At 65.7% G+C, this 25,028-nt stretch carries 26 protein-coding genes and 2 pseudogenes; 17 read left to right on the forward strand and 11 right to left on the reverse strand.

The features are described 5' to 3' along the window. Positions 1-342 precede the first annotated feature (342 nt). The 3 genes and pseudogenes from AC3WMU_RS01740 to AC3WMU_RS01750 form a co-directional block, all read left to right on the forward strand. A pseudogene (locus AC3WMU_RS01740) lies at positions 343-552 on the forward strand (CatB-related O-acetyltransferase); the annotation flags it as partial. Between the two features lie 676 nt (positions 553-1,228). Then, positions 1,229-2,458: a formamidase gene (gene fmdA / locus AC3WMU_RS01745; protein ID WP_424624935.1), complete on the forward strand. Its 1,230-nt coding sequence runs from the start codon at positions 1,229-1,231 to the stop codon at positions 2,456-2,458. A gap of 11 nt (positions 2,459-2,469) precedes the next feature. Further along, positions 2,470-2,802: an FmdB family zinc ribbon protein gene (locus AC3WMU_RS01750; protein WP_492281697.1), complete on the forward strand. Its 333-nt coding sequence runs from the start codon at positions 2,470-2,472 to the stop codon at positions 2,800-2,802. 78 nt (positions 2,803-2,880) lie between these two features. Here AC3WMU_RS01750 and AC3WMU_RS01755 read toward each other — a convergent pair whose 3' ends face one another. Next, positions 2,881-3,618, reverse strand: coding sequence for an ABC transporter substrate-binding protein (locus AC3WMU_RS01755; protein ID WP_454677360.1), 738 nt, complete (start codon positions 3,616-3,618; stop codon positions 2,881-2,883). A gap of 82 nt (positions 3,619-3,700) precedes the next feature. Beyond that, entirely contained in the window at positions 3,701-4,126 is a 426-nt protein-coding gene (locus AC3WMU_RS01760; protein ID WP_006225365.1) for a copper resistance protein NlpE, read from the reverse strand. 139 nt (positions 4,127-4,265) lie between these two features. On the opposite strand from AC3WMU_RS01760, the gene AC3WMU_RS01765 reads away from it, so the two are divergent. The 10 genes from AC3WMU_RS01765 to AC3WMU_RS01810 all read left to right on the forward strand — a co-directional run bounded on the left by AC3WMU_RS01765 (position 4,266) and on the right by AC3WMU_RS01810 (position 13,092). Next, positions 4,266-4,748, forward strand: coding sequence for an OsmC family protein (locus AC3WMU_RS01765; protein ID WP_280029538.1), 483 nt, complete (start codon positions 4,266-4,268; stop codon positions 4,746-4,748). Beyond that, complete coding sequence (locus tag AC3WMU_RS01770; RefSeq protein WP_492281698.1) at positions 4,745-5,410, forward strand: glutathione S-transferase family protein; 666 nt, start codon at positions 4,745-4,747, stop codon at positions 5,408-5,410. Before AC3WMU_RS01765 ends, AC3WMU_RS01770 begins: the two co-directional genes overlap by 4 nt. Before the next feature lie 48 nt (positions 5,411-5,458). Continuing rightward, positions 5,459-6,010 (forward strand): cysteine hydrolase family protein, encoded by a 552-nt coding sequence (locus AC3WMU_RS01775; RefSeq protein ID WP_315135635.1) that lies wholly within the window; start codon positions 5,459-5,461, stop codon positions 6,008-6,010. Positions 6,011-6,028: 18 nt separating this feature from the next. Continuing rightward, positions 6,029-6,262 carry a DUF3820 family protein gene (locus AC3WMU_RS01780; RefSeq protein WP_006225369.1) on the forward strand — a complete coding sequence of 78 codons (234 nt, stop codon included), beginning with the start codon at positions 6,029-6,031 and terminating at the stop codon, positions 6,260-6,262. A gap of 150 nt (positions 6,263-6,412) precedes the next feature. Beyond that, positions 6,413-6,742 carry a hypothetical protein gene (locus AC3WMU_RS01785; protein WP_006225370.1) on the forward strand — a complete coding sequence of 110 codons (330 nt, stop codon included), beginning with the start codon at positions 6,413-6,415 and terminating at the stop codon, positions 6,740-6,742. Between the two features lie 109 nt (positions 6,743-6,851). Continuing rightward, positions 6,852-7,730, forward strand: coding sequence for a helix-turn-helix transcriptional regulator (locus AC3WMU_RS01790; RefSeq protein ID WP_492281699.1), 879 nt, complete (start codon positions 6,852-6,854; stop codon positions 7,728-7,730). Between the two features lie 181 nt (positions 7,731-7,911). Continuing rightward, positions 7,912-10,020, forward strand: a complete 2,109-nt coding sequence (locus AC3WMU_RS01795; RefSeq protein WP_492281700.1) for a TonB-dependent siderophore receptor — start codon at positions 7,912-7,914, stop codon at positions 10,018-10,020. A 63-nt stretch (positions 10,021-10,083) separates the two neighbouring features. After that, positions 10,084-10,497 (forward strand): cupin domain-containing protein, encoded by a 414-nt coding sequence (locus AC3WMU_RS01800; RefSeq protein ID WP_492281701.1) that lies wholly within the window; start codon positions 10,084-10,086, stop codon positions 10,495-10,497. A 45-nt stretch (positions 10,498-10,542) separates the two neighbouring features. Continuing rightward, entirely contained in the window at positions 10,543-11,727 is a 1,185-nt protein-coding gene (locus tag AC3WMU_RS01805) for a RhtX/FptX family siderophore transporter (RefSeq protein WP_427958578.1), read from the forward strand. Positions 11,728-11,838: 111 nt separating this feature from the next. Then, entirely contained in the window at positions 11,839-13,092 is a 1,254-nt protein-coding gene (locus tag AC3WMU_RS01810) for an Hsp70 family protein (RefSeq protein ID WP_492281702.1), read from the forward strand. A gap of 22 nt (positions 13,093-13,114) precedes the next feature. On the opposite strand, the gene AC3WMU_RS01815 is transcribed toward AC3WMU_RS01810, so the two are convergent. Then, complete coding sequence (locus tag AC3WMU_RS01815; RefSeq protein ID WP_492281703.1) at positions 13,115-14,035, reverse strand: LysR family transcriptional regulator; 921 nt, start codon at positions 14,033-14,035, stop codon at positions 13,115-13,117. A 155-nt stretch (positions 14,036-14,190) separates the two neighbouring features. Between AC3WMU_RS01815 and AC3WMU_RS01820 the strand changes: the two genes are divergently transcribed. The 3 genes from AC3WMU_RS01820 (at position 14,191) to AC3WMU_RS01830 (ending at position 16,250) form a co-directional block, all read left to right on the forward strand. Further along, positions 14,191-15,210 carry a zinc-dependent alcohol dehydrogenase family protein gene (locus AC3WMU_RS01820; protein ID WP_006225373.1) on the forward strand — a complete coding sequence of 340 codons (1,020 nt, stop codon included), beginning with the start codon at positions 14,191-14,193 and terminating at the stop codon, positions 15,208-15,210. Between the two features lie 118 nt (positions 15,211-15,328). Then, the gene (locus AC3WMU_RS01825; protein WP_006225374.1) at positions 15,329-15,916 is read left to right on the forward strand and encodes an NUDIX domain-containing protein; all 588 of its coding nucleotides are present in this window, start codon (positions 15,329-15,331) and stop codon (positions 15,914-15,916) included. Position 15,917: 1 nt separating this feature from the next. After that, on the forward strand, positions 15,918-16,250 hold the full coding sequence (locus AC3WMU_RS01830) for a 2Fe-2S iron-sulfur cluster-binding protein (protein ID WP_006225375.1): 333 nt from the start codon (positions 15,918-15,920) through the stop codon (positions 16,248-16,250). Here AC3WMU_RS01830 and AC3WMU_RS01835 read toward each other — a convergent pair. From AC3WMU_RS01835 to AC3WMU_RS01870, 8 genes and pseudogenes are all read right to left on the reverse strand, one after another. Beyond that, on the reverse strand, positions 16,231-16,632 hold the full coding sequence (locus AC3WMU_RS01835; protein WP_280029526.1) for a hypothetical protein: 402 nt from the start codon (positions 16,630-16,632) through the stop codon (positions 16,231-16,233). The two genes, AC3WMU_RS01830 and AC3WMU_RS01835, sit on opposite strands and share 20 nt — an antisense overlap. 13 nt (positions 16,633-16,645) lie before the next feature. After that, positions 16,646-17,345, reverse strand: a pseudogene (locus tag AC3WMU_RS01840) (DUF899 domain-containing protein). 55 nt (positions 17,346-17,400) lie between these two features. Beyond that, positions 17,401-17,862: an SRPBCC family protein gene (locus AC3WMU_RS01845; RefSeq protein ID WP_081534260.1), complete on the reverse strand. Its 462-nt coding sequence runs from the start codon at positions 17,860-17,862 to the stop codon at positions 17,401-17,403. Then, positions 17,751-18,200 (reverse strand): ArsR/SmtB family transcription factor, encoded by a 450-nt coding sequence (locus AC3WMU_RS01850; RefSeq protein WP_006225379.1) that lies wholly within the window; start codon positions 18,198-18,200, stop codon positions 17,751-17,753. Before AC3WMU_RS01850 ends, AC3WMU_RS01845 begins: the two co-directional genes overlap by 112 nt. A gap of 64 nt (positions 18,201-18,264) precedes the next feature. Then, positions 18,265-19,566 carry an MFS transporter gene (locus tag AC3WMU_RS01855; RefSeq protein ID WP_006225380.1) on the reverse strand — a complete coding sequence of 434 codons (1,302 nt, stop codon included), beginning with the start codon at positions 19,564-19,566 and terminating at the stop codon, positions 18,265-18,267. A gap of 212 nt (positions 19,567-19,778) precedes the next feature. Next, positions 19,779-20,984, reverse strand: a complete 1,206-nt coding sequence (locus tag AC3WMU_RS01860; RefSeq protein ID WP_454677352.1) for a hypothetical protein — start codon at positions 20,982-20,984, stop codon at positions 19,779-19,781. A gap of 14 nt (positions 20,985-20,998) precedes the next feature. After that, positions 20,999-21,727, reverse strand: a complete 729-nt coding sequence (locus AC3WMU_RS01865; RefSeq protein ID WP_006225382.1) for a helix-turn-helix domain-containing protein — start codon at positions 21,725-21,727, stop codon at positions 20,999-21,001. 99 nt (positions 21,728-21,826) lie between these two features. Further along, positions 21,827-22,264, reverse strand: coding sequence for a gamma-glutamylcyclotransferase family protein (locus AC3WMU_RS01870; RefSeq protein WP_006225383.1), 438 nt, complete (start codon positions 22,262-22,264; stop codon positions 21,827-21,829). A 137-nt stretch (positions 22,265-22,401) separates the two neighbouring features. On the opposite strand from AC3WMU_RS01870, the gene clpB reads away from it, so the two are divergent. Continuing rightward, a complete protein-coding gene (gene clpB / locus AC3WMU_RS01875) occupies positions 22,402-25,008 on the forward strand; it encodes an ATP-dependent chaperone ClpB (protein WP_006225384.1) in 2,607 nt (868 codons plus the stop codon). The last annotated feature ends 20 nt before the right edge of the window (positions 25,009-25,028 follow it).

Below are 25,028 nucleotides of genomic sequence, written 5' to 3' on the forward strand. Positions count from 1 at the left end.
TTCAAAATTGACGGTTCGAGGCGTCATCAGCCCAAGGATCTGTTGACTTTTGAAGAAACCATACTGCTGGAACCGAATACAGCTTTTTTGACCGGATCTAACCTCTATTCCATAGGGGCCTTCTCTTATTCTTGGTCAAATCTGCCGGTGTCCGTATCGGTTGGCCGCTATTGTTCACTCGCTGCGAACATGGGAGTTCTTGGAACGCGCCATCCTCATGAGTGGATGTCTACCTCGTCGTTTACCTACGACCCGAACTTCGTGATTTTTGCTAGGCACGCGGCAGAGCGGCGGAAGAAGTATCCGGTCAGCAAGAGGCCGAGTTCTGAGCATCGGATATCCATCGGGCATGACGTCTGGATAGGCGCAAACGTCACCCTGAAGCCAGGCATTCGCATTGGTAGCGGGGCTGTTATCGCAGCAGGATCTATTGTCGTCAAGGATGTGCCGCCATACATGATAGTAGGCGGTAATCCTGCTAAACCGATCAAGCCTCGATTTGACGACAAGCTGGTGGAGAGGCTCTTGCAATCCGAATGGTGGAATTACAGCTTTACAGATTTTGATTCCCTGGACATCACGAAACCTGCTGAATTTCTGCCTGCTCTTGAAGACGCTGTTGGCAAAGGGGCTGTATTGCCGTATTCGCCAAAACCTCTTACCGGTGCAGAGATCAAAGCGTGGGCTGGCCTCGCCTAGTAGACATCAGTAGTGGAGTTGATAGCGATCTCCACCTCGCGGAACCGAACTATCTCATCAAGAGAGAGATTCAGGTTTTCCGGGCTTTCTGAGAGTTGGCGAAGTTGGCAGAGCCGCTTGGCCGCAGCGTGAAGTTCAGCGTCGCTGAGGCCAAGCGCGTCGACTTGCGATTCAGTTAATCGTGTCATTGGGTCCGGGATTATTCATGAAACTGACAAATTTTCGTGCTAGATACCTGTCCTTGTCCTGAACTCCATGAAGGAGAGTATCGCGCGCTGTTCTGGGCATCCTTGCCACCAAACTCGCCCGTCTGCGCTTGATGGGCATGGTTGGATATGAGGCTGCGGCGCGGATAGATGGGGTAGGACGTACGACTGCTGTGTAAAAACACACTTTACCGTTGCCTGAAACTGTCCTACCGTGCTCGTCATATCAATGACGCTTGCGGATTTTTTTGAATCCCTTCCATTGGACGCTCATTGATTGAAAGTTCTGTTTTATCAACACGTCACGTTGGAGATGAAAGAGAATGGCGAACACGCTCATCAAAGTCGATCTGGAACAGTCCCCGTACGAGAACAAGCAGATCCATAACCGATGGCATCCCGACATCCCGATGGCGGTGTGGGTCAAGCCCGGTGACGATTTCGTGCTGGAAACCTACGACTGGACCGGTGGCGCAATCAAGAACGACGACAGCGCCGACGACGTGCGCGACGTGGACTTGTCCACGGTGCATTTCCTGTCGGGCCCGGTGGGTGTGGAAGGCGCCGAACCCGGCGACCTGCTGGTTGTCGATCTGCTGGACATCGGCGCCAAGCCCGACAGCCTCTGGGGGTTCAACGGGTTCTTCAGCCGCAACAATGGCGGCGGTTTCCTGACCGAACATTTTCCGCATGCGCAGAAATCCATCTGGGATTTCCACGGCATGTTCACATCGTCGCGCCATATTCCGGGCGTGAATTTCGCCGGCCTGATCCATCCGGGACTGATCGGCTGCCTGCCCGACAAGAAGCTGCTGGACACCTGGAACCGGCGCGAGCAGGCGCTGATCGATACCAATCCCAACCGTGTGCCGCCGCTGGCGAATCCGCCGGCGCCCAAGACGGCGCATATGGGCGCGTTGCAAGGCGCCGAACGCGACAAGGCGGCGGGCGAAGGCGCACGCACGGTGCCGCCGCGCGAACACGGCGGCAACTGCGACATCAAGGACTTGTCACGCGGCGCACGCGTTTTCTTCCCGGTCTACGTGAAGGGCGGCGGGCTGTCTGTGGGTGACCTGCATTTCTCGCAAGGCGATGGCGAGATCACCTTCTGCGGTGCCATCGAAATGGCGGGCTGGGTGCACATGCGTGTGACTCTGATCAAGGGCGGCATGGAGAAGTACGCCATCAAGAACCCCATCTTCAAGCCCAGCCCGATTACGCCCGCCTACAAGGACTACCTGATCTTCGAAGGTATCTCGGTGGACGAAACCGGCAAGCAGCATTACCTGGACGTGAACGTGGCGTACCGGCAGGCGTGCCTGAACGCCATCGAATACCTGAAGAAATTCGGCTATTCGGGCGCCCAGGCCTATTCGCTGCTGGGCTGCGCGCCGGTGCAGGGGCATATCAGCGGGGTGGTCGATATTCCCAACTCGTGCGCGACGCTGTGGCTGCCGACCGAGATCTTCGACTTCGATATCCAGCCTTCGGCGGCCGGGCCCATCAAGCACATCAAGGGCGGGGTGGACATGCCGCTGTCACGCGACCGCTAGGAGAGCCAACGATGCCCATGTATGACTACGCCTGCGCGGATTGCGGCGAATTCACGGCCTTGCGGCCGCTGGCGCAATGGCGCGATCCGGCGGGTTGCCCGCAATGCGGCGCGATGTCCGGCCGCATCATCGGCGAGGCGCCGGCGATTTCGGCGCTGTCGTCCGCCGTGAATCGTGCGCGCGCCACCAATGAGCGCAGCGCGAATGAGCCGCGCAGTTCCCGAGCCGGCCACGGGATGAACTGCGGTTGTTGTTCCGGCGGACGCGCCTCCGGCAAGACGCGCACCACGCCTGACGGTGCGAAGTCCTTCGCGGGCGCAAGGCCCTGGATGATCAGCCACTAGGCAGGCGGGCGTACCGCAAGCAAAGGGCCGGATTGTCCGGCCCTTTTTTGTTGAAGATCGGGGGATGGGTGAAGCGCTTCAAGCCTCCAGCGGCGCGACCGCGGCGCCCTGGATCTTGTGCCGCGCCAGCGCCTCGGCGACGAAGCCGGACTTCTTCATGGCTTCGACAAAGGCGGCCAGATAGGCACTGGCCTTGTCGCCGCGGCTCTTGGGCACGCCCATCGCCTGGCGGATCAGCATGAAGTGGCCGTCCAGCAGGCGTAGCCCGCCCAGGCGTTGCGCGTCGCCTTCCAGCTGCTGTTTGACGCCTGCCGCCACTTCCATGTTCTCTTTCATGAACGTGTCCACGACGGCGGGAGACGTGGGTGCGCGGAAAATCTCGGCCTGTTTCAGTTCGCGCGTCAGGTACAGATCGTAGGCGCTGCCTTTGCCGACCACCACGCGCAGGCCCTTGCTGTCGACCTGATCCATCGCGGTGATGGGCGAATCCTGGCGCACCAGGTAGGCACCTTCGATCACGACGTACGGCGCCGTGAAAGCGATCTGCTCGCCGCGCAGCGGGTCAATGGCGAAAAAGCCCACGTCCGCCTGTTCGGCGGCCACGGCGTTCACGGATTCTCCGGCGGACTTGAACACCACCAGCTCCAGCTTCACGTCCAGGCGCCGCGCCAGTTCCGTGGCCAGGTCCACCGACACGCCGCCGGGCTGGCCCGTGGCGGGATCGGTGTTGGCCAGGATGGGGTTGCCCAGGTTGATGGACGCGCGCAACGTCCCGGTCGGGGCGAAGGCGGAGAGCAGCTCGTGGTCGGTCTTCATGGCTTCCTTGGGGTGGGGGTCGCGCCGCCGGGCGCAGGCGATTCCAGAAGAATAGCCGGAAGCCCGGGGCTTGCGCGATGCCTTATTGCGCGCGCCGCAGCACGTAGTGAGGGGCGAGCGGGCCGGTCGGGCGCGTGCCGTCGCGATACAGCATGGTCACCTGGTTTTCGCCGACGAAGTAGCGCTGGCTGTCGCCAGATGCGTCCAGCCGGATTGTGCTGCCGTCCGACTCCCAACTGAACGTGCCGGAGACGATCTCGGGCTGCGGTTCGCGGTCCAGGTATTGGGTCTGGCGCTCGTAGCGGTCGCCCTTCATCAAGGTCAACCGGGTCTTGATGCCGGGGCAGTCGGCGCAGGGCAGGGTGCCGTCGTAGCTGCCGGGCCAGTCCAGCGCATTGCGTGCAGTGTGTCCGTCGGCCGGGGTATCGCGGGCGTCATGGGACTTGAACGGGGCGCAGCCGGCAAGCAGGGCAAGGCTCAGGGTGCAGGTCAGGGTGGTTTTCATCATGGCGAGCTCCTGTTGGGAATACGGGTCCACGATACGGACAGTAAGGGTGGCATGCTGAAACGGGATGTAAAGCGCGGCGGAAATCTGCGCTACGCTTGACCTCTTCCCCCGCCGCAACGGCACTGAATCCCGAGCCATCATGACGAAAGCGAAAGGCGAACATCACTACACCGTCACGGTGAACTGGACCGGCAATACCGGCACGGGCACCTCCAGCTACGCGGCCTACTCGCGCAACCACGTGATCCAGGCCGAAGGCAAGCCCGATGTGCCCGGTTCGTCCGACCCGGCGTTTCGCGGCGACCCGGCGCGCTGGAACCCGGAAGACATGCTGGTGGCCTCGCTGTCCGCCTGCCACAAGCTCTGGTATCTGCATTTTTGCGCGGTCGAAGGCATTACGGTGGAGGCCTACCGGGACGAGGCGCAGGGCATCATGGCCGAGGATCCGGCGCGCGGCGGCGCGTTCACCCGCGTCACCTTGCGCCCGGAGGTCACGATCCGCGCGGGCGACGACGCGGCGCTGGCCGCCGAATTGCACGACCGCGCGCATCACTTCTGCTTTATCGCGAATTCCGTGAATTTTCCGGTGCGTTGCGAACCCCGCATCGTGTTCGCACAATGAGCGCGGCTTGCGGCAAGACCACGATCTGGGGCCGGCGCAGTTCCTTCAACGTGCAGAAGGTGTTGTGGCTGGCCGACGAACTGGGCCTGGACTATGAACATGTGCCCGCGGGCGGCCAGTTCGGCCAGCTGGACACGCCGGCGTTCCTGGTCATGAATCCGCACGGCAAGGTGCCCGTGCTGCGTGACGATGACGTGACCGTCTGGGAGTCGCACGCGATCCTGCGCTATCTGGCGGCACGCCACGGCGGTCCCGCATTCTGGCCCGTACAGCCGGCGGCCCGCGCACGTGCGGACGCCTGGATGGATTGGGCGCAGACCGCACTGCAGCCTGCTTTCCTGGTCGGCGTGTTCTGGGGCTATTACCGTACGCCCGAGGCCCAGCGCGATACGGCCGCCGTTGCCCGCAGCCTGGACGCCACGCATGCCTGCCTGCGCAAGCTGGACGAAGCGTTGGCGGATCGGCCCTATCTGAGCGGCGCGGCATTGGGCCTGGCGGACGTCCCCGCCGCGACGTCGCTCTATCGCTACTACGAACTGGATATCCCGCATCCGCCGTTGGCGCACGTGCGCGCCTGGTACGACCGGCTTCAAGCGCGGCCGGCGTATCGCCAGCATGTGATGGTGCCGTTCGGCGAGTTACGTGGCCGGCTGGAATTTTGACGGGCCGGGTGGGGTAGACTTCCCCGCACTCTCTGAACGTGGATAGCCATGACAACCGCTTTGATCGTAATTGACGTGCAGCGCGCCTTGTTTGAATCGTCGCCGCCGCCTGCGGACGCCGCCGACGTGTTGGCCCGCATCAATGACCTGACTGGCCGTGCGCGCGACGCCGGTGTGCCGGTGATCTATGTGCAGCACGAAAGCCCCGGTACGGCGATGGCGCATGGGCAACCCGGCTGGGAACTCGACACGCGCCTCGTGCCGTCGCCCGCGGACGCCCGGGTGCGCAAGACGACACCCGATTCGTTCCAGGGCACGACTTTGGGCCAGACCTTGGCCGCTGCGGGGGTGACCGAGCTGGTCGTGTGCGGCTACGCCACGGAATTCTGCGTGGACACCACCGTGCGCCGCGCGGCAGGCCTTGGGCTGCCGGTCACGCTGGCCGCCGATGCCCACACCACGCAAGACAAGGCGCACGCGCCCGGTGCGCAGATCCGCGCGCATCACAACGCCACGCTGTCCGCGATCGCGAGCTTCGGCGTGAAGATCGCAGCCGTGCCGGCCGCCGAAATCGTTTTTTCCGCCTCCGCGCCCCGCTGAAGCGACGCCTCAAGACTGATGGATCCTGAACTCCTCAACCTGCTCGTCACGCGGGACATGCCTTTCGGCAAGTACAAAGGGCGGCTGATCGCCGACCTGCCCGGCCCGTATCTGGCCTGGTTCGCGCGCAAGGGGTTTCCGCCGGGTGAGCTGGGCCGGCTGCTGGCCTTGATGCACGAACTGGACCACAACGGCCTGTCGTCCTTGCTGGCGCCGTTGCGCAAGTCGCGGCCCGCGGCACCCAAGCCGTAGCGCCCGAAACGGCGGGAAACAACTCCGGCCGCCGCTGTAGCGTCTTGGCACGATACCCGCTGGCGGGGGGCGCTACGATAAGGCGGCTCGCCCGGGGCGGGCCATCGCGTCTGCGCCCCAGGGCGATTGCTTATACGAAGAGAGGTCGCCATGAAGAAACACACCCTTTCCGCTTTCCTGTTTGCCGCCTTGTGCGCGGCGGGCGCCGCGCAGGCGCAGAACGCCCCGCCGGCCACGCAGGAGTACCAATATCCCAGCTTGCCTTCCAAGGACGGCAGCCAGTCGCCGCCTTCCACCTTGCGCATGACGGTCACGCCAGCGCCGGGCGCGGCGCCTGCCGTCATCCGGGATACCGCGGAAAGCCAGGCCCAGTACGTGCGCTGCCGCGAGGTCTCGGACCGCGCCGCGGTGTCGAACGCGCAGATGCAGGCCGGCGTGGCGCAGTGCCTGAAAGAGCTGGAGCAGCGCCGCCAGCAGTAAGGGCTGCGCCGGGCGGCAGGCAGGGCCGGCTTTCCGTTCTAGTCAAACGGTAATAATATTCAATCTCATCAACTCTGCCCGCCCGCGATCCGCGGCCGCCTTCCTGACCGTGCCCGCGACCCGCCCCGATCTTGACTGGACTGTCTCCGCCGCCACGCCCGCGATGTCGTTGGCGGGCGGCACACTGTGCTTCGGGCAGGCCGAGCGGGTGCATGAACACCTGGACCCCGGGCTGAAACTCGTGCTGGTGCTGGACGGCGACCTGCGCTACAGCGTGCGCGGGGCGCCGGCCACGCAGGTCAGCGGACCATCGTTGCACATGAGCCTGTGCCAGGACGCGATGGGCATGGAGCACGAGTTCGGCGCCGGCAGGGCGCTGCAGTTTGTGTCCCTGCGCACCGGCCTGGACCAATTGCGCGGCGCCTTTGCCATGGAACCCGCAGAATTGGGCGCGCTGCTGCGGGCTCCGCGCGGCGGCCTGCCTTACGCCGATGCCAACCTGCGCGTGAACCATGCGCTGCTGGCGCTGGGCCACCAGATGCTGGCCTGCCCGATGCAGGGGGCGCTCAAGCGCATATACCTTTCTGCCAAGGCGCTGGAACTGGCCGCGTTGGCGTTCAACGCCTTGCTGCCCGTGCGGGCACATACCCCGGAAAGCGGTCTGTCGCGCGGCGACGTCGAACGGCTGCATCACGCCCGCGATCTGCTGCTGGCGGATCTGCAGGACCCGCCCTCGCTGCCCGAATTGGCGCGGCGGGCGGGCGTCAATGTGAACAAGCTGACGACAGGGTTCCGCAAGCTGTTCGGCCAGAGTGTCTACGCCTTTGTGCGCGAACGCCGCATGGAGCAAGCGCACGCCTTGCTGGCCGCCGGCGCGTTGACCGTATCCGAGGCGGCCTACGCATGCGGCTACACCGATTCGCACTTCACCAAGGCCTTCCAGCGCCGCTACGGCGTGCTGCCCAGCAGCCTCGTGGTCCGCAACTGATACCGGGTCTGGCAGCTCTTCCGCAGGGATACTTCCGCAATCGCCAGTGAAACTTCCGCAATCGCCAGCGGGCAGATCGGCTCGTCTCTAGAATTATTTGAGAATAATTCTCAATAATGAATGAAGAGGAACGGCGGTGCGTAAACAGGTGAAAACACGGGCGGCCAGACCGCGGCAGGGCATGGCGCGCGTTGGGCATTGGCCGCTCTGGCTGGCGGTGGCCGCAGGGCCGGCGATGGCGGAGGATGCGCCATCGCTGCCGGCGGTGACGGAGGATGCGCCATCGCTGCCGGCGGTGACGGTAAGCGGCGAAGGCGTGGCGCAGGAGGCGCCCACGGTGGCCAAGCTGCCGCTGACCGTGCGCGAAATCCCGCAGTCCGTCACGGTGATCGGACAGGAGCAGATGCGCGAGCAGAACCTGCAAAGTCTGGACGACGTGATGCAGCATGCCACCGGCATCACGGTGCAGCCTTATCAGTTGCTGACCACGGCGTACTACGCCCGCGGCTTCAAGGTGGATTCGTTCGAACAGGACGGGGTGCCGGTGCTGATGGGCAATATGGCCGCGTCGCCGCAAGACATGGCGGTGTACGAACGCGTCGAGATCCTGCGCGGCGCGAATGGCCTGATGCATGGCGCGGGCAATCCGGCCGCCACGGTAAACCTGGTGCGCAAGCGGCCGCAGCGCGAGTTCTCGTTCAATGGTTCGGTCAGCGCCGGAAGCTGGGACCGCTATCGGGCCGAAGCGGATCTGGGCGGCCCCTTGAACGACAGCGGCAGCGTACGCGGGCGCATCGTCAGCGCGGTCGAGGATCGCGGCTATTTCTACGATGTGGCCGACCAGCAATCGGCGTTGCTCTATGCCATCGGTGAGGTGGACCTGGGGCCGCAGACCGTGCTGTCGGCCGGTGTGCAGACCCAGCGCATCCGCTCCACGACCAACATGGCGGGCGTGCCGCGCTACAAGGACGGCGGCGATATCGGTTTGTCGCGGTCCACGTATCTGGATGCCGCCTGGGACCGCTTCAACTGGGACACGACCCGGGTGTTCGCCAACCTGGAACACCGCTTTGGCGATGGATGGACCGCCAAGGTCAGCGCCAACTACCTGACCGCCGACAGCAACCTGAAGTACGCCGGCGCGTATGGCGCCATCGACCGTCAGACTGGGCTGGGTTCCCGCCTGACGGGCGGCGCCTACAAGTTCGACAACACGCAGGCCAGCGTGGATGCCTATGTCAGCGGCCCAATCCAATTGTTCGGCCGCCGTCATGAACTGCTGTTGGGCGGCAATGCGCAACGCACCACGTCCGAGCAATACACCGGCCAATTCACACCGGCGTTGAACGTGCCGGTGAATGTGTTCGACTGGGACCCGCATGGCGTGCCGGAACCGGGCGTCGGCCCGTACGCGTCGCCGGGCGAAACGCGCTTGAAGCAGCAGGGCGTCTACGGCATGGGCCGCTTTTCGCTGGCCGATCCGGTCACCCTGGTGCTGGGCGGGCGCATGAGCTGGTGGAACCAGACGGCGCCGGGCGCGCGGCAACAGATCGATCCCGAACTCACGCCCTACGGCGGCCTGATCGTGGACCTGAACTCGCAATGGTCGCTCTACGGCAGCTATGCGCAAGTGTTCCAGCCGCAAAGCCAGTTGACGCGCGAAGGCAAGCCGCTGGATCCCGTCACCGGCACCAACTATGAAGCCGGCGTGAAGGGCGAACTGGCGGACGGGGCGCTGAACGTGTCGCTGGCGGTGTTCCAGATCCAGCAGAAGGACCGCGCGATGCAAGATCCCGACTGGCCTTGCGTGGGCAACAACTGCTACTACGTCCAAGGGGGCGAAGTGCGCAGCCGCGGCATCGAAGCCGAGGCCAACGGGCAGATCACGCCCAACTGGTCGGTGGCCGGCGGCTACACCTTCAACACCAGCAAATACGTGAAAGATCCCATCTCGAACGGGCAGCCGTTCGCGAGCTTCACGCCCAAGCACATCTTCCGCGTCTGGGCGAACTATGCACTGCCCGTGCTGGACCGGCGCCTGAGCGTGGGCGGCGGTGTGCAGATGCAGTCCGGGTATTCGACGGTGTCGGGTCCCGTGACCCTGCGCCAGGGCGGCGTCACGCTGGTGGACTTGCGCGCGGCGTACCGCGTGGACAAGCACGTGACGGTGGCGTTGAACCTGAACAACGTCTTCGACCGTGGCTACTACCAAAGCCTGTCGGGCACGTCCTGGAACAACCGCTACGGCGAACCGCGCAACGCGATGCTGACGCTGCGCGCGCAGTACTGACCGCCAGCTTCGGGCTGGCGTGCAAGCCGCGCCAGCCCGCTTAACTTACCGGGAGTTTTCATAATGAATACCGAAGAAGCCCTTTTGCCGGGGGCCGTTTTTGACTGGCTCGACCACTTCATGGCGCTGGGCCAGGGCGGCGGCATGCGCCAGGTGGGCAAGCTTCGACGCCTGTCGCCGCAAGACGGCTGGCTGGTCGGCATCAAGGCTGTGGCAAGCGATGCCGACGTGCATGGCGATGTCTGGGAACGCCATCCCGCTGGCGACGAAATGCTGTGCGTGCTGGAAGGGCGAGTGGTGCTGACCCTGATGGAAGACGACGGCGGGCAAACCGACGTGCCGCTGGACCACCGCCAGGGCACCGTGGTGCCGCGCGGCGTGTGGCACCGGCTGCACGTGGCCTGTCCTGGAAAGATCCTGTTCGTGACGCCGGGGCACGGCAGCGAACACCGCCGCGTGGCGGCATCCCCCCAATAGGAAACCTTGACCGTGAATCGATTGGCAAACGGGCGCTTGTTCATCATGATCGCCGCCCTGTATTTTTCCCAAGGCATCCCGCTGGGCGTAGCGATGGAAGCATTACCCACGCTGCTTCGCCGCGACGGCGCGGGGCTGGGCACCCTGGCCTGGCTGCCGCTGGTGGGCTTGCCGTGGGTGCTGAAGTTCCTGTGGGCGCCGCAGGTCGACAACCGCTGGCGGCCGTCCGCGGGCCGCCGCCGCAGCTGGATCGTGCCGATGCAGTCCATCGTACTGGCCTGCATGGCGGGCGTGGCCTTGCTGGGTATTTCGTCCGCCAGCGCCGCCTGGGTCGTGGGGTTGATGGCCGCGGCGTCCTTGGCCAGCGCCACGCAGGACATCGCCACCGACGGCTTGACGGCCGAACGCTTCGAAGGCCAGGCGCTGGCGCGCGCCAACGCCGTGCAGGTGGGCGGAACGATGGTGGGTTTCTTCTTTGGAGGCCCGGGCGCGCTGATCATGGCGGGCTACATCGGGCAGGGTGGGGCGCTGGCCGTGTTGACGGCGGTCGTGGCGTTCAGCCTGCTGATGGCCGCGACCTGGCGCGAGACCCCGCTCGACGGCTGGGAGTCGGCTGCGCCGCGCCAGCGCGCCTCGCTCGCGGGCTTCGTGCGCCGTCGTGGCGCGTGGGCGCTGGCCGTGGCGGCCTTCCTGTCGGCGATGACGGCAGTGGCGGGCTACGGCCTGTCCAAGCTGTATCTGGTGGACGCCGGCTGGGAGCTTGATGCCGTCGGGCGCATCGGCATGGCCGGCGGCTTGGTCACCGTGCTGCTGGGGTGCGGCGGGGGCGCCTGGCTGATCGGAAAGCTGGGTGCGCGCAAGGTGCTGGCGCTGGGGCTGGCCGCATCCGGCGCCGCCGCGCTGGCCTGGATGGCGCAGGCCCAAGGCTGGACGTCCGTCCGGCCAGGCATGGCCTTCGCGGCGCAAGGCCTGGGGTCGTTCGGGGCAGGCGCGGCGTCGGTCGCGTTGATGACGCTGGCGATGCGCTTTGCCCGGCAGGGGCGGCAATCGGGCACGGACATGACGGCGGTGCAGAGCGCGCGCGACCTGGGCGAAATCCTGACGTCGTCGATGATGACGGGCCTGGCCGCCCAGGTCGGCTATGGGGGCGGCTTTGCCAGCGGGGTGGCGGTAGCGGCCGTCACATTGCTGTTTACGGCCACAGCCTTGCGGCGCGCGGTGCCGGCTTGAACGCGACGGTGCCTGGGGCGGGCGGGAAGGGCCACCGAGCGTGGCGCCTGCCCGCTGGCGGCGAAGCGAGTACACTTGTCCGCCGTTTTGCTATAAGCCCCAGAATTCTCCATGATTTCCTCCGCATGCGGCGTCGACTTCGGTACGTCCAACTCCACCGTAGGCTGGAGCCGCCCCGACCAACGCGCGCTCCTCGCCCTGGAAGACGGCAAGACCACCTTGCCGTCGGCCATCTTTTTCCATGACGAAGACGCCGAGGTCAGCTATGGCCGCGCCGCCATTTCCGACTACCTGGCCGGGTACGACGGGCGCTTGATGCGCTCGATGAAAAGCCTCTTGGGCAGTTCGCTGATCGACGGTTCGACGGAAGTGCAGGGGCGTTCGATCCCGTTTCGCGTCCTCTTGACCCGATTCATCGCGGAATTGAAGCGGCGCGCCGAAACCGCTGCGGGGCGCGATTTCACGCGCGCCGTGCTGGGGCGGCCCGTCTTCTTCGTGGACGACAATTCCGCTGCCGACCAGACCGCCCAGGACACCTTGGGCGAGATCGCGCGCAGCGTGGGGTTCACGGACATCGAATTCCAGTTTGAACCGCTGGCCGCCGCATTCGACTATGAATCGCAGATCGACCGCGAAGAGCTGGTGCTGGTCATCGACATCGGCGGCGGCACGTCCGACTTTTCGCTGATCCGCCTGGGGCCGGACCGTGCCGGCAAGGCCGACCGCCGCGACGACATCCTGGCCTATGGCGGCGTGCATATCGGCGGGGTGGATTTCGACAAGCAACTGAGCCTGGCGCACGTCATGCCCTTGCTGGGCTTGGGCAGCCAGCTGCGCAGCGGCAAGGACGTGCCGTCCACGCAGTACGGTAATCTGGCCTGCTGGCACACCATCAACCAGGCTTATACGCGCAAGGCGGCCGAGCATTTCGCCTATATCCGCGCCGAAGCCGGCGACCGCGAGAAGATCGACCTGCTGCTGAACCTGGTGAAGCAGCGCGCGGGCCATTGGGTGGCGGTGCAGGTGGAAGAGGCCAAGATCACGCTGTCGGAATCGCCGTCGGCCCGCATCGACCTGTCGCGCATCGCGCCGGAACTGGGCGTGGACGTGACGCGTCCGTCGTTCGATGCCTGCGTGGGCCGCCTGATCGAAAAGGTCGAGACCACGGTGGGCGCGCTGCTGCGCGACGCCGGCGTGTCCACGGCCGATGTGGATACGGTGTTCTTCACCGGCGGTTCCAGCCGCGTGCCGCGCCTGCGCGAAACCGTGTCGGCGCTGGTGCCGGGTGCTCGCAGCGTGGAAGGCGACCTGTTCGGCAGCATCGGCGCCGGCCTGGCGCTGGACGCCCGCCGCAAGTTCGACTGATCGCGTTGGAACGACCCGCCGCTTAAGTCGCCAGCATCGCGGGCACACGCGCCGCCAGCGCATCAACGGCGGTGCGTGTCTTGGCCGGCAGGTAGCGGGCCTGTGGCCAGACCGCGTGCACTTCCTGCGCCGCCATCCGGTCACCATGCATCAGGACGTCCAATTCGCCCGTGCGCACGTAGTGGGTGAGCATCCAGCACGGTAGCCAGGCGATCCCTGCGCCCGCGATCGCGGCGTCCGCAATGGCTTGCAGGTCGTCCAGCCGCAGCCGCGGCTGCACCCGCAACGGGATGACCTGGCCTTCCGCATCCTTCACCTCCCACCCGCGCTCCGCCCCGCCATGCGAGTAGATGATGCCGGCGTGCTGCTTCAGCTCGTCGATGGTCGTCGGGCGCCCATGCGCCCGGATGTAGGCGGGAGACGCGCCGATGCCCATGGTCTGCATCCCCAGCCTGCGCGCCGCCAGGCTGGCGCTGTCGGGCAAGGCGCCCACGCGGATGCCCAGATCGTAGCCTTCCTCGATCAGGTCGACCACGCGGTCATTGAATGAGATGTCCAGCTGGAGTTGCGGGTGGCGCATGGCCAGCTCTCGCAGGACCGGGGCGACGCAGTGCCGGCCGAACACGAGCGGCGCGCTGACCCGCAAGCGTCCTTGGGGTTCGCGGCGGCCGCTGTCGAGTTCGGCTTCGCCAAGCTGCAGTTCGGCCAGGGCGCGGATGCAGCGGTCGTAGTAGGCCTGGCCGTCGTCGGTCAGGCTTTGCTGGCGGGTCGTGCGATGGAACAGCCGGACGCCCAGGCGCGCCTCCAACCGCGCGACCGATTTGCCCACTGCGGACCGCGTGAGGTTCAGGCGATCGGCCGCCAGCGCGAAGCTGCCGGCCTCCACAGCCTGCACGAAGACTTCGATGCCGCTCAGCCTGTCATGGTTGCCCGTCGTGGCCATGCTGCCCTTCCTGTCTGTATTGGTTCTTAATAGGAACCATTGAAAATAATATAGGTTGACATTGTTGAACTGAATTCCGCATATCTTATCGGTACCCGGCCGCGCTGTCATCGGCAGCCGACGCGGCCAGTCTTGAAACCGAACAGGAGTCCACCATGCAGGCCTATACCGTCATCAGCGGCAAAGACATCGCGTCCCTCACGCGTATTACGCGCGAACCCCAGGCGCTGGGGCCGCACGATGTGCGTGTGCGCATCAATGCGGTATCACTGAACTTTCGCGACCTGATGGTGGTGCGCGGCGACTATCTGCAGGGCGCCTCCGGCCCGGTCATTCCGGCCTCGGACGCCGCGGGCGAAGTGATTGAGGTCGGCAAGGCCGTGACGCGCTTCGCGCCGGGCGACCGCGTGATGGGCTCGTTTTTCCCCGATTGGATCGATGGCGACGTCACGCCGGCCACGACGCGCATCGCCCCGGGCGCTGCGACGGACGGCGTGCTGTCCACTGAACGCGTCTTCGCCGAGTCCGCGTTGGCGGCCACGCCGCCCTCGTTGACCGACGAGCAGGCCTCGACCCTGCCTTGCGCGGCGGTCACCGCCTGGAACGCGCTGTTTGTCGCGGGCGGCGCCAAAGCAGGGCAGACGGCGTTGTTCCTGGGAACGGGCGGCGTGTCGGTCTGGGGCCTGCAACTGGCGAAGGCGGCGGGCCTGCGCGCCATCATCACGTCTTCCAGCGCGGGCAAGCTGGAACGGGCCCGGGCCATGGGCGCCGATGGCCTCATCAACTATCGCGATACGCCTGAATGGCAGGACGAAGCCTTGCGCCTGACCGCTGGCGAGGGCGCGCACGTCGTGCTGGAAGTGGGTGGTGAAGGTACGCTCGCGCGCTCCGTGGCGGCGGCGCGCATGGGCGGGACCATCGCGGTGATCGGCGGCGTCAGCGGGTTCGCGGCCGTGCCGGTGGCGCCCTTGGCGTTGATTGCCGGCAGCAAACGCTTGCAAGGCATTTTTGTCGGCAGCCGCAGGATGCTGGAGGACGTGGCGCGCTTCGTGGAAGTGGCGGGCATCGTGCCCGTCATCGACCGGGTATTCAGTTTCGATGAAGTCCCCGCCGCTTTTGAACACCTGGCATCCGGCGGCCATTTTGGCAAGGTCGTCATCCGGGTCGCCAAGTAGGCCCGGGCAGGGCGGGCAATGGCGGGTCGCGCGGGCGGCGATGGTAAGCTGCACTGCTTGCCGAAGGCGCTTTCGCGCCTGACTGTTCGAAGAGACCCAGAGATCCCCACGCGCCCTCATGACCCGTCCAACCGATACCCATCTTGTCGAAACACTGGTGACCAGCGAAGCACCTTATGAAGGCAGCTTCCTGAAAATACGGCGGGACACCGTCAGCCTGCCCAACGGCAATACGGCTACGCGCGAATACGTTGTGCATCCCGGCGCGGTCGTGGTGATCCCCTTGCTGGATGACGGCCGCGTTCTGCTGGAGCGCCAGTTCCGCTACCCGATCGGCCGCGTCATGACCGAGTTTCCCGCCGGCAAGCTGGACCCGGGCGAAGATCCGCTGGTTTGCGGCAAACGCGAACTGCTGGAAGAAACCGGCTACACCGCCGATCAATGGGCGCACGCCGGCGCCTTGCACCTGGCCATCGCCTATTCCACCGAGATCATCCACATTTTCTTCGCGCGCGGTTTGCGTGCCGGTCCGCGGCAACTGGATCAGGACGAATTCCTGGACGTGATCAGCGCGGACCCCGCCGAATTGCTGGCGGCGTGCAGCAAGGGCGAAGTCACCGACGCCAAGACGCTGACCTGCGTGCTGTGGATGCAGAACGTGCTGTCCGGCGCCTGGCAGCTGGACTGGCAGGACAACGCCGGCTGACATGCCCGCGTTCCCGGTCCTGGTCCAACCCGCCGGCCTGCGGTTCGAGGCCGACGCGGGCACGTCCGTCCTGCTGGCCGCGCAGGCCGCAGGCATCAAGCTGCCCAGTTCGTGCCGCAATGGCACCTGCCGGGCCTGCATGTGCCTGATGCTGGAGGGCTCGGTGGCCTATCGCATTGAATGGCCCGGCCTGTCGCGCGACGAGAAAGAAGAAGGCTGGATCCTGCCTTGCGTTGCGCACGCCACGTCGCCGCTAGAGATCCAGGCGCCGCTTGCTGCGCCCATCGAAGCCGCGCCGGCGGTGGCGCGGCCGCTTACCGGCGCCCGACGCTAATCGCCAGCACCGGGGCCAGGCCCACGGCCATGCCGGCCGCCATGCCCAGTGCCATGCCGGCAAAGGGCGCCGCGTTCAGCATAAGCGCCGCCGCGACGCCCAGCCGCGCTCCCAGCACCATCCCTATCGCCATGGAAAGCGCGCAGAGCAGGCGTTGGCCCAGCGGCGGCGCGCGGGTGCGCCCCACCGGCCATGGCGCGAGAGCCGCCAGCGCCATCGCAGCGCTGCTGGCCGGCATCAGGCTGGCGTGCCGCCACGCCATGTCCAGGAGCCCTCCCGGTGCGCCGCACTCGCTGGCCAGCAGCGCCGCAGGCGTCTGGCGCGTGTCGACCCACAGGCCCAGCGCCATGGCTACCAGGCAGGCCAGCCATAGCGCTGCCATGGTGCGTACGCCGTCAGGCGCAAGCGTGGCACGCCTTCGGGGCGTCGTCGTACCGGTCATGGTGACGGACCCAGTCGCCCAGGTTGAAGTGGGGGCCGGTTTCATTGCGGCCCAAGGGCGCGAAATCCAGATAGTTGTAGGCGCCGGCCAAGCGCTCCACGCCGCGTTCGAACGCCGAGTAGGTGTGGAAGATCTCGCCGTCCGGGTCCGAGTAAAAGGCGCTGGCGCCCGAGCGTTCTTCCACGCTGCCATCGGCCTGCGGCACCGAGGCGTGGAAGTCGAAGTTGAAGTCGCATCCCTCGGACGAGAACCAATCGAAGCGCCAGCCCATGCGCTGTTTGAAGGCGTCCAGCTTGGACAGCGGCGCGCGCGACACCGCCACCACCGATACGTCGTGATGGCGCAGGTGCATCAGGGCGCTGTCCAGATGGTCTGCCAGGAACGAGCAGCCGACGCAGCCTTCTTCCCAATCCGGGCCGTACATGAAATGGTAGAGGATCAGTTGGCGCTTGCCGTCGAACAGGTCGGCCAAGCCCCGCGGCCCGCCTGCGCTCTGGAATTGGTAAGGCTTGTCCACCCGCACCCAGGGCAGGTCAAGCCGGTCGCGGGCCAGGGCGTCCTGGGCGCGCGTCATCGCCTTTTTCGCGGACAAGCAGGGCCTCGCGGGCGGCGTCCCATTGGGGACGGGATACGACAGGATGGGGGGTCTGCATCGTACGACTCCTTTGCGTGGCAGGCCACTCGGGCCTGGGCAAGGCAAACGGCTATTCAGGCCGCGCTTGCCAGATGGTCCGCCAGCCGGTCCATCGCACCTGCCCAGCCGTGTTCGTGGCCGTCGCGGGTTGCCTGATCGACAAACGGGGTTTGCAGGAAGGCCAGTTCAGTGCCGCCCTGCGCGGGAGCAAATTCAAGCGTGATCAGTGACGTTTCTTCGGGGGTGTCGCGCCAGGCCCAGGTAAAGACCAGCCGGCGCTGCGGCTGCACCTCGTGGTACTCGCCGCTGGCGTAATGCGACTGTCCGTCCTCGGTGACGAAGCCCACCAGGTAGGCCCCGCCCACGCGTACGTCGGTGTCGGCCACCAGCACTTCGCGCGTGCCGGCCGGGCCGAACCAGCGCATCAGCGCTTGCGGGTCCGTCCAGGCGCGCCAGACTCGGTCGACGGGGGCGGCGAAGCGCCGCGTGAGCCGGAGCTCGAGGGGGGCGTTGTCGGAGCGGGTTTGGGTTGCCATGGGTGGATCTCCTCGTCGTGGTACAGGTACCGGGCCAGCGAATCCAGTTGGCCGTTCCAGAACTTCTCGTAGCGGGCCAGCCAGTCGGACGCCGCGCGCATGGGCTCGGGCGACAGCGTGCAACTGACCACGCGTCCGTCCTTGGCGCGGGCGATCAGCCCGGCGTCTTCCAGCACCCGCAGATGCTTCATGAAGGCAGGTAGCGACATGGCATGGGGCCGGGCCAGTTCGCTGACCGATGCCGTGCCCCGTTCCAGGTCGGCCAGCACCTGCCGGCGGGTGCCATCGGCCAGGGCGGAAAAGATGCTGTCCAGCGTGTCGTTGTTTAAGTTAACCATAAGGTTAAGTATCCGCCCGAAAAACTGCCGGCGTCAAGCCGGCAGCGTCGGGAATTTCCCTAGGTTAGTCGTGCCGGTGCATGGCCGACTGGTGCTTCGTGTCGCGCATCGTCGCGTACACCAGCAGCGACAGGAAGATCACGCCGGCCAGGTAGTAGTAGAACCACGCTTCGTGCCCTTGCTGCTTGAAGAACAGGGCGATGGCGGGCGCCGTGCCGCCGAAGATCGACACCGTGACCGCATAGGGCACGGCGACGCCGGTGGCGCGGATGTTGGTGGGGAACAGTTCGGCCTTCACCACGGCGTTGATCGACGTATACCCGGCCGTGAACACCCACGCGCCGCAGATCAAGAGGAAGGCGATGAAGGGCGAGCGGGTGTTCGACAAGGTCATCAGGATGGGCACCGTCAGTGCGGCCCCCGCCACGCCGAAGAAGATCAGGAGCGGCTTGCGCCCGATCTTGTCCGACAGCGCGCCATACAGCGGTTGCAGGATCAGCGCGAAGATCAACGAGGCCGCGATGATGTAGGTCGTGGTGATGTCGGTAAAGCCCGAGGTCTGCCGCACGAAGGTCTGCATGTAGGTGGTGAAGGTGTAGAACGCCGCAGTGCCGCCGGCAGTCAGCCCCACCACGATCGCCACCTCGCGCGGATACTTCATCAGGCCGCGCAGCGAGCTGGTCTTCGGCTTGGTCTTCTGCGCTTCCTTGTACGAGTCGGTCTCGGGCATGTCGCGGCGCATCAACGCAGTCACGATGGCCAGCAGGGCGCCGATCACGAAGGGGATGCGCCAGCCCCATTCCACCAACTGCTCATGCGTCAGGAATACGTTCTGCAGCAGCAGCAGCACCAGGATCGCGCAGAGCTGGCCGCCGATCAGGGTGACGTACTGGAAGCTGGAATAGAAGCCGCGGTGTTCCGGGTCGGATATCTCGGTCAGGTAGGTGGCGCTGGCGCCATACTCGCCGCCCAGGCTCAGGCCTTCGATCACGCGGGCCAGCGCCAACAGCGCGGGCGCCGCCAGGCCGATGGTCGCGTACGTGGGCGTGACGGCGATGATCAGCGAACCCACGCACATCATCACCACCGACACCATCAGCGATATCCGCCGCCCGTGCCGGTCGGCGATGTGCCCGAACAGCCAGCCGCCCAGCGGGCGCACGATGAAGCCGGCCGCGAACAACGTGGCGGCATTCAATTGCTGGACGACGGGGTCATGCGAGGGGAAGAAGGCGGGGGCGAAATACAGGGCGAAGGCGGTATAGGCGTAGAAGTCGTACCACTCGACCAGGTTGCCCATGGAGCCGACGAAGATGGCCTTGATGCGGCGTTTGGCGTCGGGCATGGCGAGATACGTTTGCGTCATAGCTGTTCTCAGGGTGAGCTTGTCGGGAGTCGCCGGACACGCGACCGCGCCTTGTCCTCGCCCGTCAAGATCGCAAGGCCAGCCGCGAAATGGAACATGCATCGCGGTATCTTGCGCCTGCCCACGCTGAAATGCACGTAATGGCGAACAGTTTTCATTCAGGTTTTTGTCAGGGTTGGCGATGCGCCAGCGCCCTGCAAGCGGCTGCGGCGTTACTTGCCGCGCGGCTTGATGATGTCGCAGGCCGCGGCCCGGTCGCCGGCCTGGGCGCCACTGCCCAACAAGGCCTGCGCGCCGCAGACGGAGCCGAACATGCCCTTGTTGTCGTGCCCCACGCCGCCGACCTCGAAGGTGGTGCGGTGCAGCGGCACCGGCTTCGCGCCGCGAGCGGCCAGCAGGTATTCGTACTGCACGTAAGCGGTGCCGCGGGCCAGGCGCGTGGCGCCCTGCGCCTCGGCGCCGCAGGTCTTGTCCAGCAGGCGGTGCTCGGGGTTGTTGTCGGCCCCGCCCAGCAGATAGATCACGTCGCGGGCGGCATAACGGACGAACAGCCGTGTGTCGTCGGTTTCGCGCGCGTACGGCGGCAGCTTGTCCGTGCCGTACTTGTACTGGTTGTAGGTGGGGCAGATGCCGCGTTCGTACGGCGCATAGCCTTTGCCGTCTGCGCGCGGGCGCTCGTTGGTCAGGTACAGGTAGGACGAGGGGTTTGCGATCACGTAGCGCAGCGCCAGCCCGTCGCGGCGCAGCGGGCCGTCGGTGTTGTTCAGCACGGCGTAGCGCTGCACCAGCTGCGCGCCAGCGGAGTGCCCGGCCAGCACGATGTTGGCCAGGGTGGGCAGGCGCTTGCGGTCGTCCAGGCTGCGCAGCAGGTCGTCCAGCACCTGGAACGAGGTTACGGGGGGCGGCCGCCCGGCGGCCTGGATGCTCTCTTCGCCGTCTTCCCAACTGGCCTTGCGCCATGCGGCCATGCCGCCAAAACCCGAATCGATGGACCCGGGAAAGCGCGGCGCCAGGACCAGCGTGTCGCGCGCCCGGTCGGGGTTGCGGGCCAGCAGGCCGGCGGCAGTGTCGTAGTAACGGTCGGCGTCGCGCTTCACGCCGTGGATGACGATCAGGACCTGCTTGATATCGCGCAGGTCGTCGCGGGCCAGGTCGCGGTTAGCATAGAACGGCATCTTGTACCGATGCCCTGGCTTGCCCAGTTCCACCGTCTGCCAACGCAACGGCGTGGCGCGCTTGGGCGCCGGAACGGTTTCGTCGTAATCGTAGGGGTCCGGCAGCGGCGTCTGCGCGCGCAGGGCCCAGGGGACAAGCGTCGCGGCCAGGGCCAGCGCGACGCCCAGTCGGCGCCCGAATCGCCGGCGCGCGGGCGCGTGCGGCTGGGGTCGGGACGCGGAAGGGGCGGGGGCGCGGCGCATGGCGCGGCCTGGCGTCAGCAGGTCTCTAGGCCCAGCAACTGCTTGAGCGCAGGCAGATCCAGGATGCGGACTTCGCGCTGGTTGATCTTGATCAGGCCTTCGCGCGCGAAACGCGAGAACAGCCGGCTGACGGTTTCCAGCGTCAGGCCAAGATAGTTGCCGATTTCTTCGCGGCTCATGCGCAGCACGAATTCCGTCGACGAATAACCCAGCGAGGCATAACGCTGCGACAGGTTCAGCAGGAAGGCCGCCAGGCGCTGTTCGGAACGCATGGCGCCCAGCGACGCCAGCATCTGGTGCGAACGCGTGATTTCGCGGCTCATCAGGCGCCGGAACTGCTGCTGCAGCGACGGCAGGTGCGCGGCCACGCGGTCCACGTCGCTCAAGCGGATGACGCAGACTTCGGAATCTTCCAGCGCGACGGCGGCCGACACGTGCTTGCCTTCCAGCATGCCGTCCATGCCGACGATCTCGCCGGGCAGGTGAAAGCCGGTGACCTGGATCTGGCCGGTCGCGTCTTCCAACTGGGTCTTGATGCTGCCAAAGCGCACGCTGTAGACGGCATCAAGCGGGTGATCCAGCGAATACAGCGTCTTGCCCTTTTCCAGGCGCACACGCTCTTTCACCAGCTCATCCAGTTTTTCCACTTCGGCGGCGGCCATTCCCACGGGCACGCACACGTGTCCCAACATGCAGGTGGAACAGTGGGCGCCATCAGGGGCAACGGGAACCCGTTTTTGCATACGATGACCTCTATAGTGCCCGTTGCGCGCCGGGGAGGGCGAAACGGGTGTAAAGCGTGAAGACAACAGCTATTGTAGTCTGTTGTTACTACGGCCGTCTTACGAGGTGCCGCCGGTCGTCCGGCCGTGCCGGTGCGCGATCCAGTCCTCGCCGGCGATATCGGTCGCGGCGCCCCGCAACGCCGGGTCGATGGGGTAATACTGGCAGCGGATTTCGGTGTTGCCCCGTTCCGCCGATTCCAGGCGCGCGATGATTTCGCGGCGCACAAAACAGCAGGGCTGCCCGGGCACGTATTCCTCGATTTCGTCCATCAGCGCGATCAGGGCGGGCTCCACCAGGTAGACCTCGCCGCGCACGCGGCGGCCATCTGCTACGGGGATCAGACCAGGCCAGTTGCCGAAGTCGACCAGCATGCCGGGCACGGACGCCGCACCCACCAGCCGGGCGGCGGGCAGGCCCCGTTTGGCGACCGCTTGCGCAAGATCATTGATTTCGCCGGCGCGTAGGGTGCCGTAGACAAAAACGTATATGCTCATAGGTCGGATTGTTGCTGCACGTCGTAGCAAAACAAGTGGCCGGATGGTGTTGAAATTCTCTCATCTGTCCGCATATTCAGGATATCGAGCCAGCCGGCACGTATCGGTCAGGCTCCCCAACAAGCCAAACGACCATTATGCGATTCGACAAACTGACTACCAAGTTCCAGCAAGCCTTGGCCGACGCCCAAAGTCTGGCCGCCCGTAACGATCATCCCTACATCGAGCCCGTCCACGTGTTGTCCGCCTTGCTGTCCGATCCGGACAGCGGCGCAGGCAGCCTGCTGGCGCGCGCCGGTGTGGCGGTCAACCGCCTGCAACCCGCGCTGGAAAGCGCGATGAAGGCGCTGCCGCAGGTGCAGGGCGACGACAACGTGCAGGTCGGCCGCGATCTCAACGCGGTGCTGACCCGTACCGACAAGGAAGCCGCCCGCCGCGGCGACACCTACATCGCCAGCGAACTGTTCCTGCTGGCGCTGGCCGACGACAAGGGCGAGGCCGGCCGCATCCTGCGTGAAGCGGGCCTGCAGAAAAAAGCCCTCGAAGCCGCGGTGGACGCCGTGCGCGGCGGTGAAAACGTCTCGGGCGCGGAAGGTGAATCCAACCGCGAAGCCCTGTCCAAGTACACCTTGGACCTGACCGAGCGCGCCCGCCAGGGCAAGCTCGATCCGGTGATCGGCCGCGACGACGAAATCCGCCGCACCATCCAGATCCTGCAGCGCCGCACCAAGAACAACCCGGTCCTGATCGGCGAACCCGGCGTGGGCAAGACCGCCATCGTCGAAGGCCTGGCGCAGCGCATCGTCAACGACGAAGTGCCCGAGAGCCTGCGCGGCAAGCGCGTGCTGTCGCTCGACCTGGCCGCGCTGCTGGCCGGCGCCAAGTTCCGCGGCGAATTCGAAGAACGCCTGAAGGCCGTGCTGAAAGAGCTGGGCCAGGACGATGGCAGCAACATCGTCTTCATCGACGAGCTGCACACCATGGTCGGCGCGGGCAAGGCCGAAGGCGCGATGGACGCGGGCAACATGCTCAAGCCGGCGCTTGCGCGCGGCGAACTGCATTGCATCGGCGCGACCACGCTGGATGAATACCGCAAGTACATCGAAAAGGACGCGGCGCTGGAGCGGCGCTTCCAGAAGGTGCTGGTCGACGAGCCCGATGTGGAATCCACCATCGCCATCCTGCGCGGCTTGCAGGAACGCTATGAGATCCACCACGGCGTCGAGATCACCGACCCGGCCATCGTGGCCGCGGCGGAACTGTCGCACCGCTACATCACCGACCGCTTCCTGCCCGACAAGGCCATCGACCTGATCGACGAAGCCGGTGCGCGCATCCGCATGGAAATCGACTCCAAGCCGGAGGTGATGGACAAGCTGGATCGCCGCATCATCCAGTTGAAGATCGAGCGCGAAGCCGTCAAGAAGGAAACCGACGACGCATCCAAGCGCCGCCTGGGCGTCATTGAAGACGAACTTGAAAAGCTGCAACGCGAATACAACGACTTCGAGGAAATCTGGAAGGCCGAGAAGGCGGCGGTGCAAGGCACGCAGGCTATCAAAGAAGAGATCGACAGCGTGCGCGCGGAAATGGCCGAATTGCAACGCAAGGGCCAGTTCGACAAATTGGCCGAGCTGCAATACGGCAAGCTGCCCGACCTGGAATCGCGCCTGAAGGCCGCCGAGGTGGGGGCTGCGCAGGCTGCTGAAAATGCCGAGGGCGACGAATCCCGCCCGCGTCTGTTGCGCACTCGTGTCGGCGCCGAGGAAATCGCCGAAGTCGTGTCGCGTGCCACGGGCATCCCCGTGTCCAAGATGATGCAGGGCGAACGCGAGAAGCTCTTGCACATGGAGGAGTTCCTGCACAAGCGCGTGGTGGGTCAGGACGAGGCCGTGCGCCTGGTCTCCGACGCCATCCGGCGTTCACGTGCGGGCCTGGCGGACCCGGCGCGGCCTTACGGTTCGTTCCTGTTCCTGGGCCCGACCGGCGTGGGCAAGACCGAGTTGACGCGTGCCTTGGCCGAATTCATGTTCGACTCCGAAGAGCACCTGATCCGCATCGACATGAGCGAATTCATGGAGAAGCATTCGGTGGCGCGGCTGATCGGCGCGCCGCCCGGATATGTGGGCTACGAAGAGGGTGGCTACCTGACCGAGGCCGTGCGCCGCAAGCCGTACAGCGTGATCTTGCTGGACGAAGTGGAAAAGGCGCATCCGGATGTCTTCAACGTGCTGCTGCAGGTGCTGGACGACGGCCGTCTGACCGATGGCCAGGGCCGTACGGTGGACTTCCGCAACACGGTGATCGTGATGACGTCCAACCTGGGTTCGCATCACATCCAGAGCCTGGCCGGCCAGCCGTACGACGTGGTCAAGGAAGTGGTGTGGGGCGAGCTCAAGCAGACCCTGCGGCCTGAGTTCCTGAACCGCATCGACGAAGTGGTCGTGTTCCATGGTCTGGAAGCGCAGCACATCGAGTCCATCGCCCGCATCCAGCTGCGTCGCCTTGGCGCACGGCTGGAGAAGCAGGAAATGCGGCTGGAAGTCACCGAATCCGCCTTGGCGGAACTAGCCCGCTCCGGCTTCGATCCGGTGTTCGGCGCACGCCCCTTGAAGCGTGCGATCCAGCAGCAGATCGAGAACCCGGTGGCCCGCCTGATTCTGGAAGGCAAGTTCGGCCCGCGCGACGTGGTGCCGGTGGACTGGCAGGACGGCGAATTCGTCTTCACCCGAACCTTGCAGTAACCCGCAAGCAAAAGCCCGGC

The sequence above is a fragment of the Achromobacter sp. FW305-C-13 genome (genome assembly GCF_058783475.1).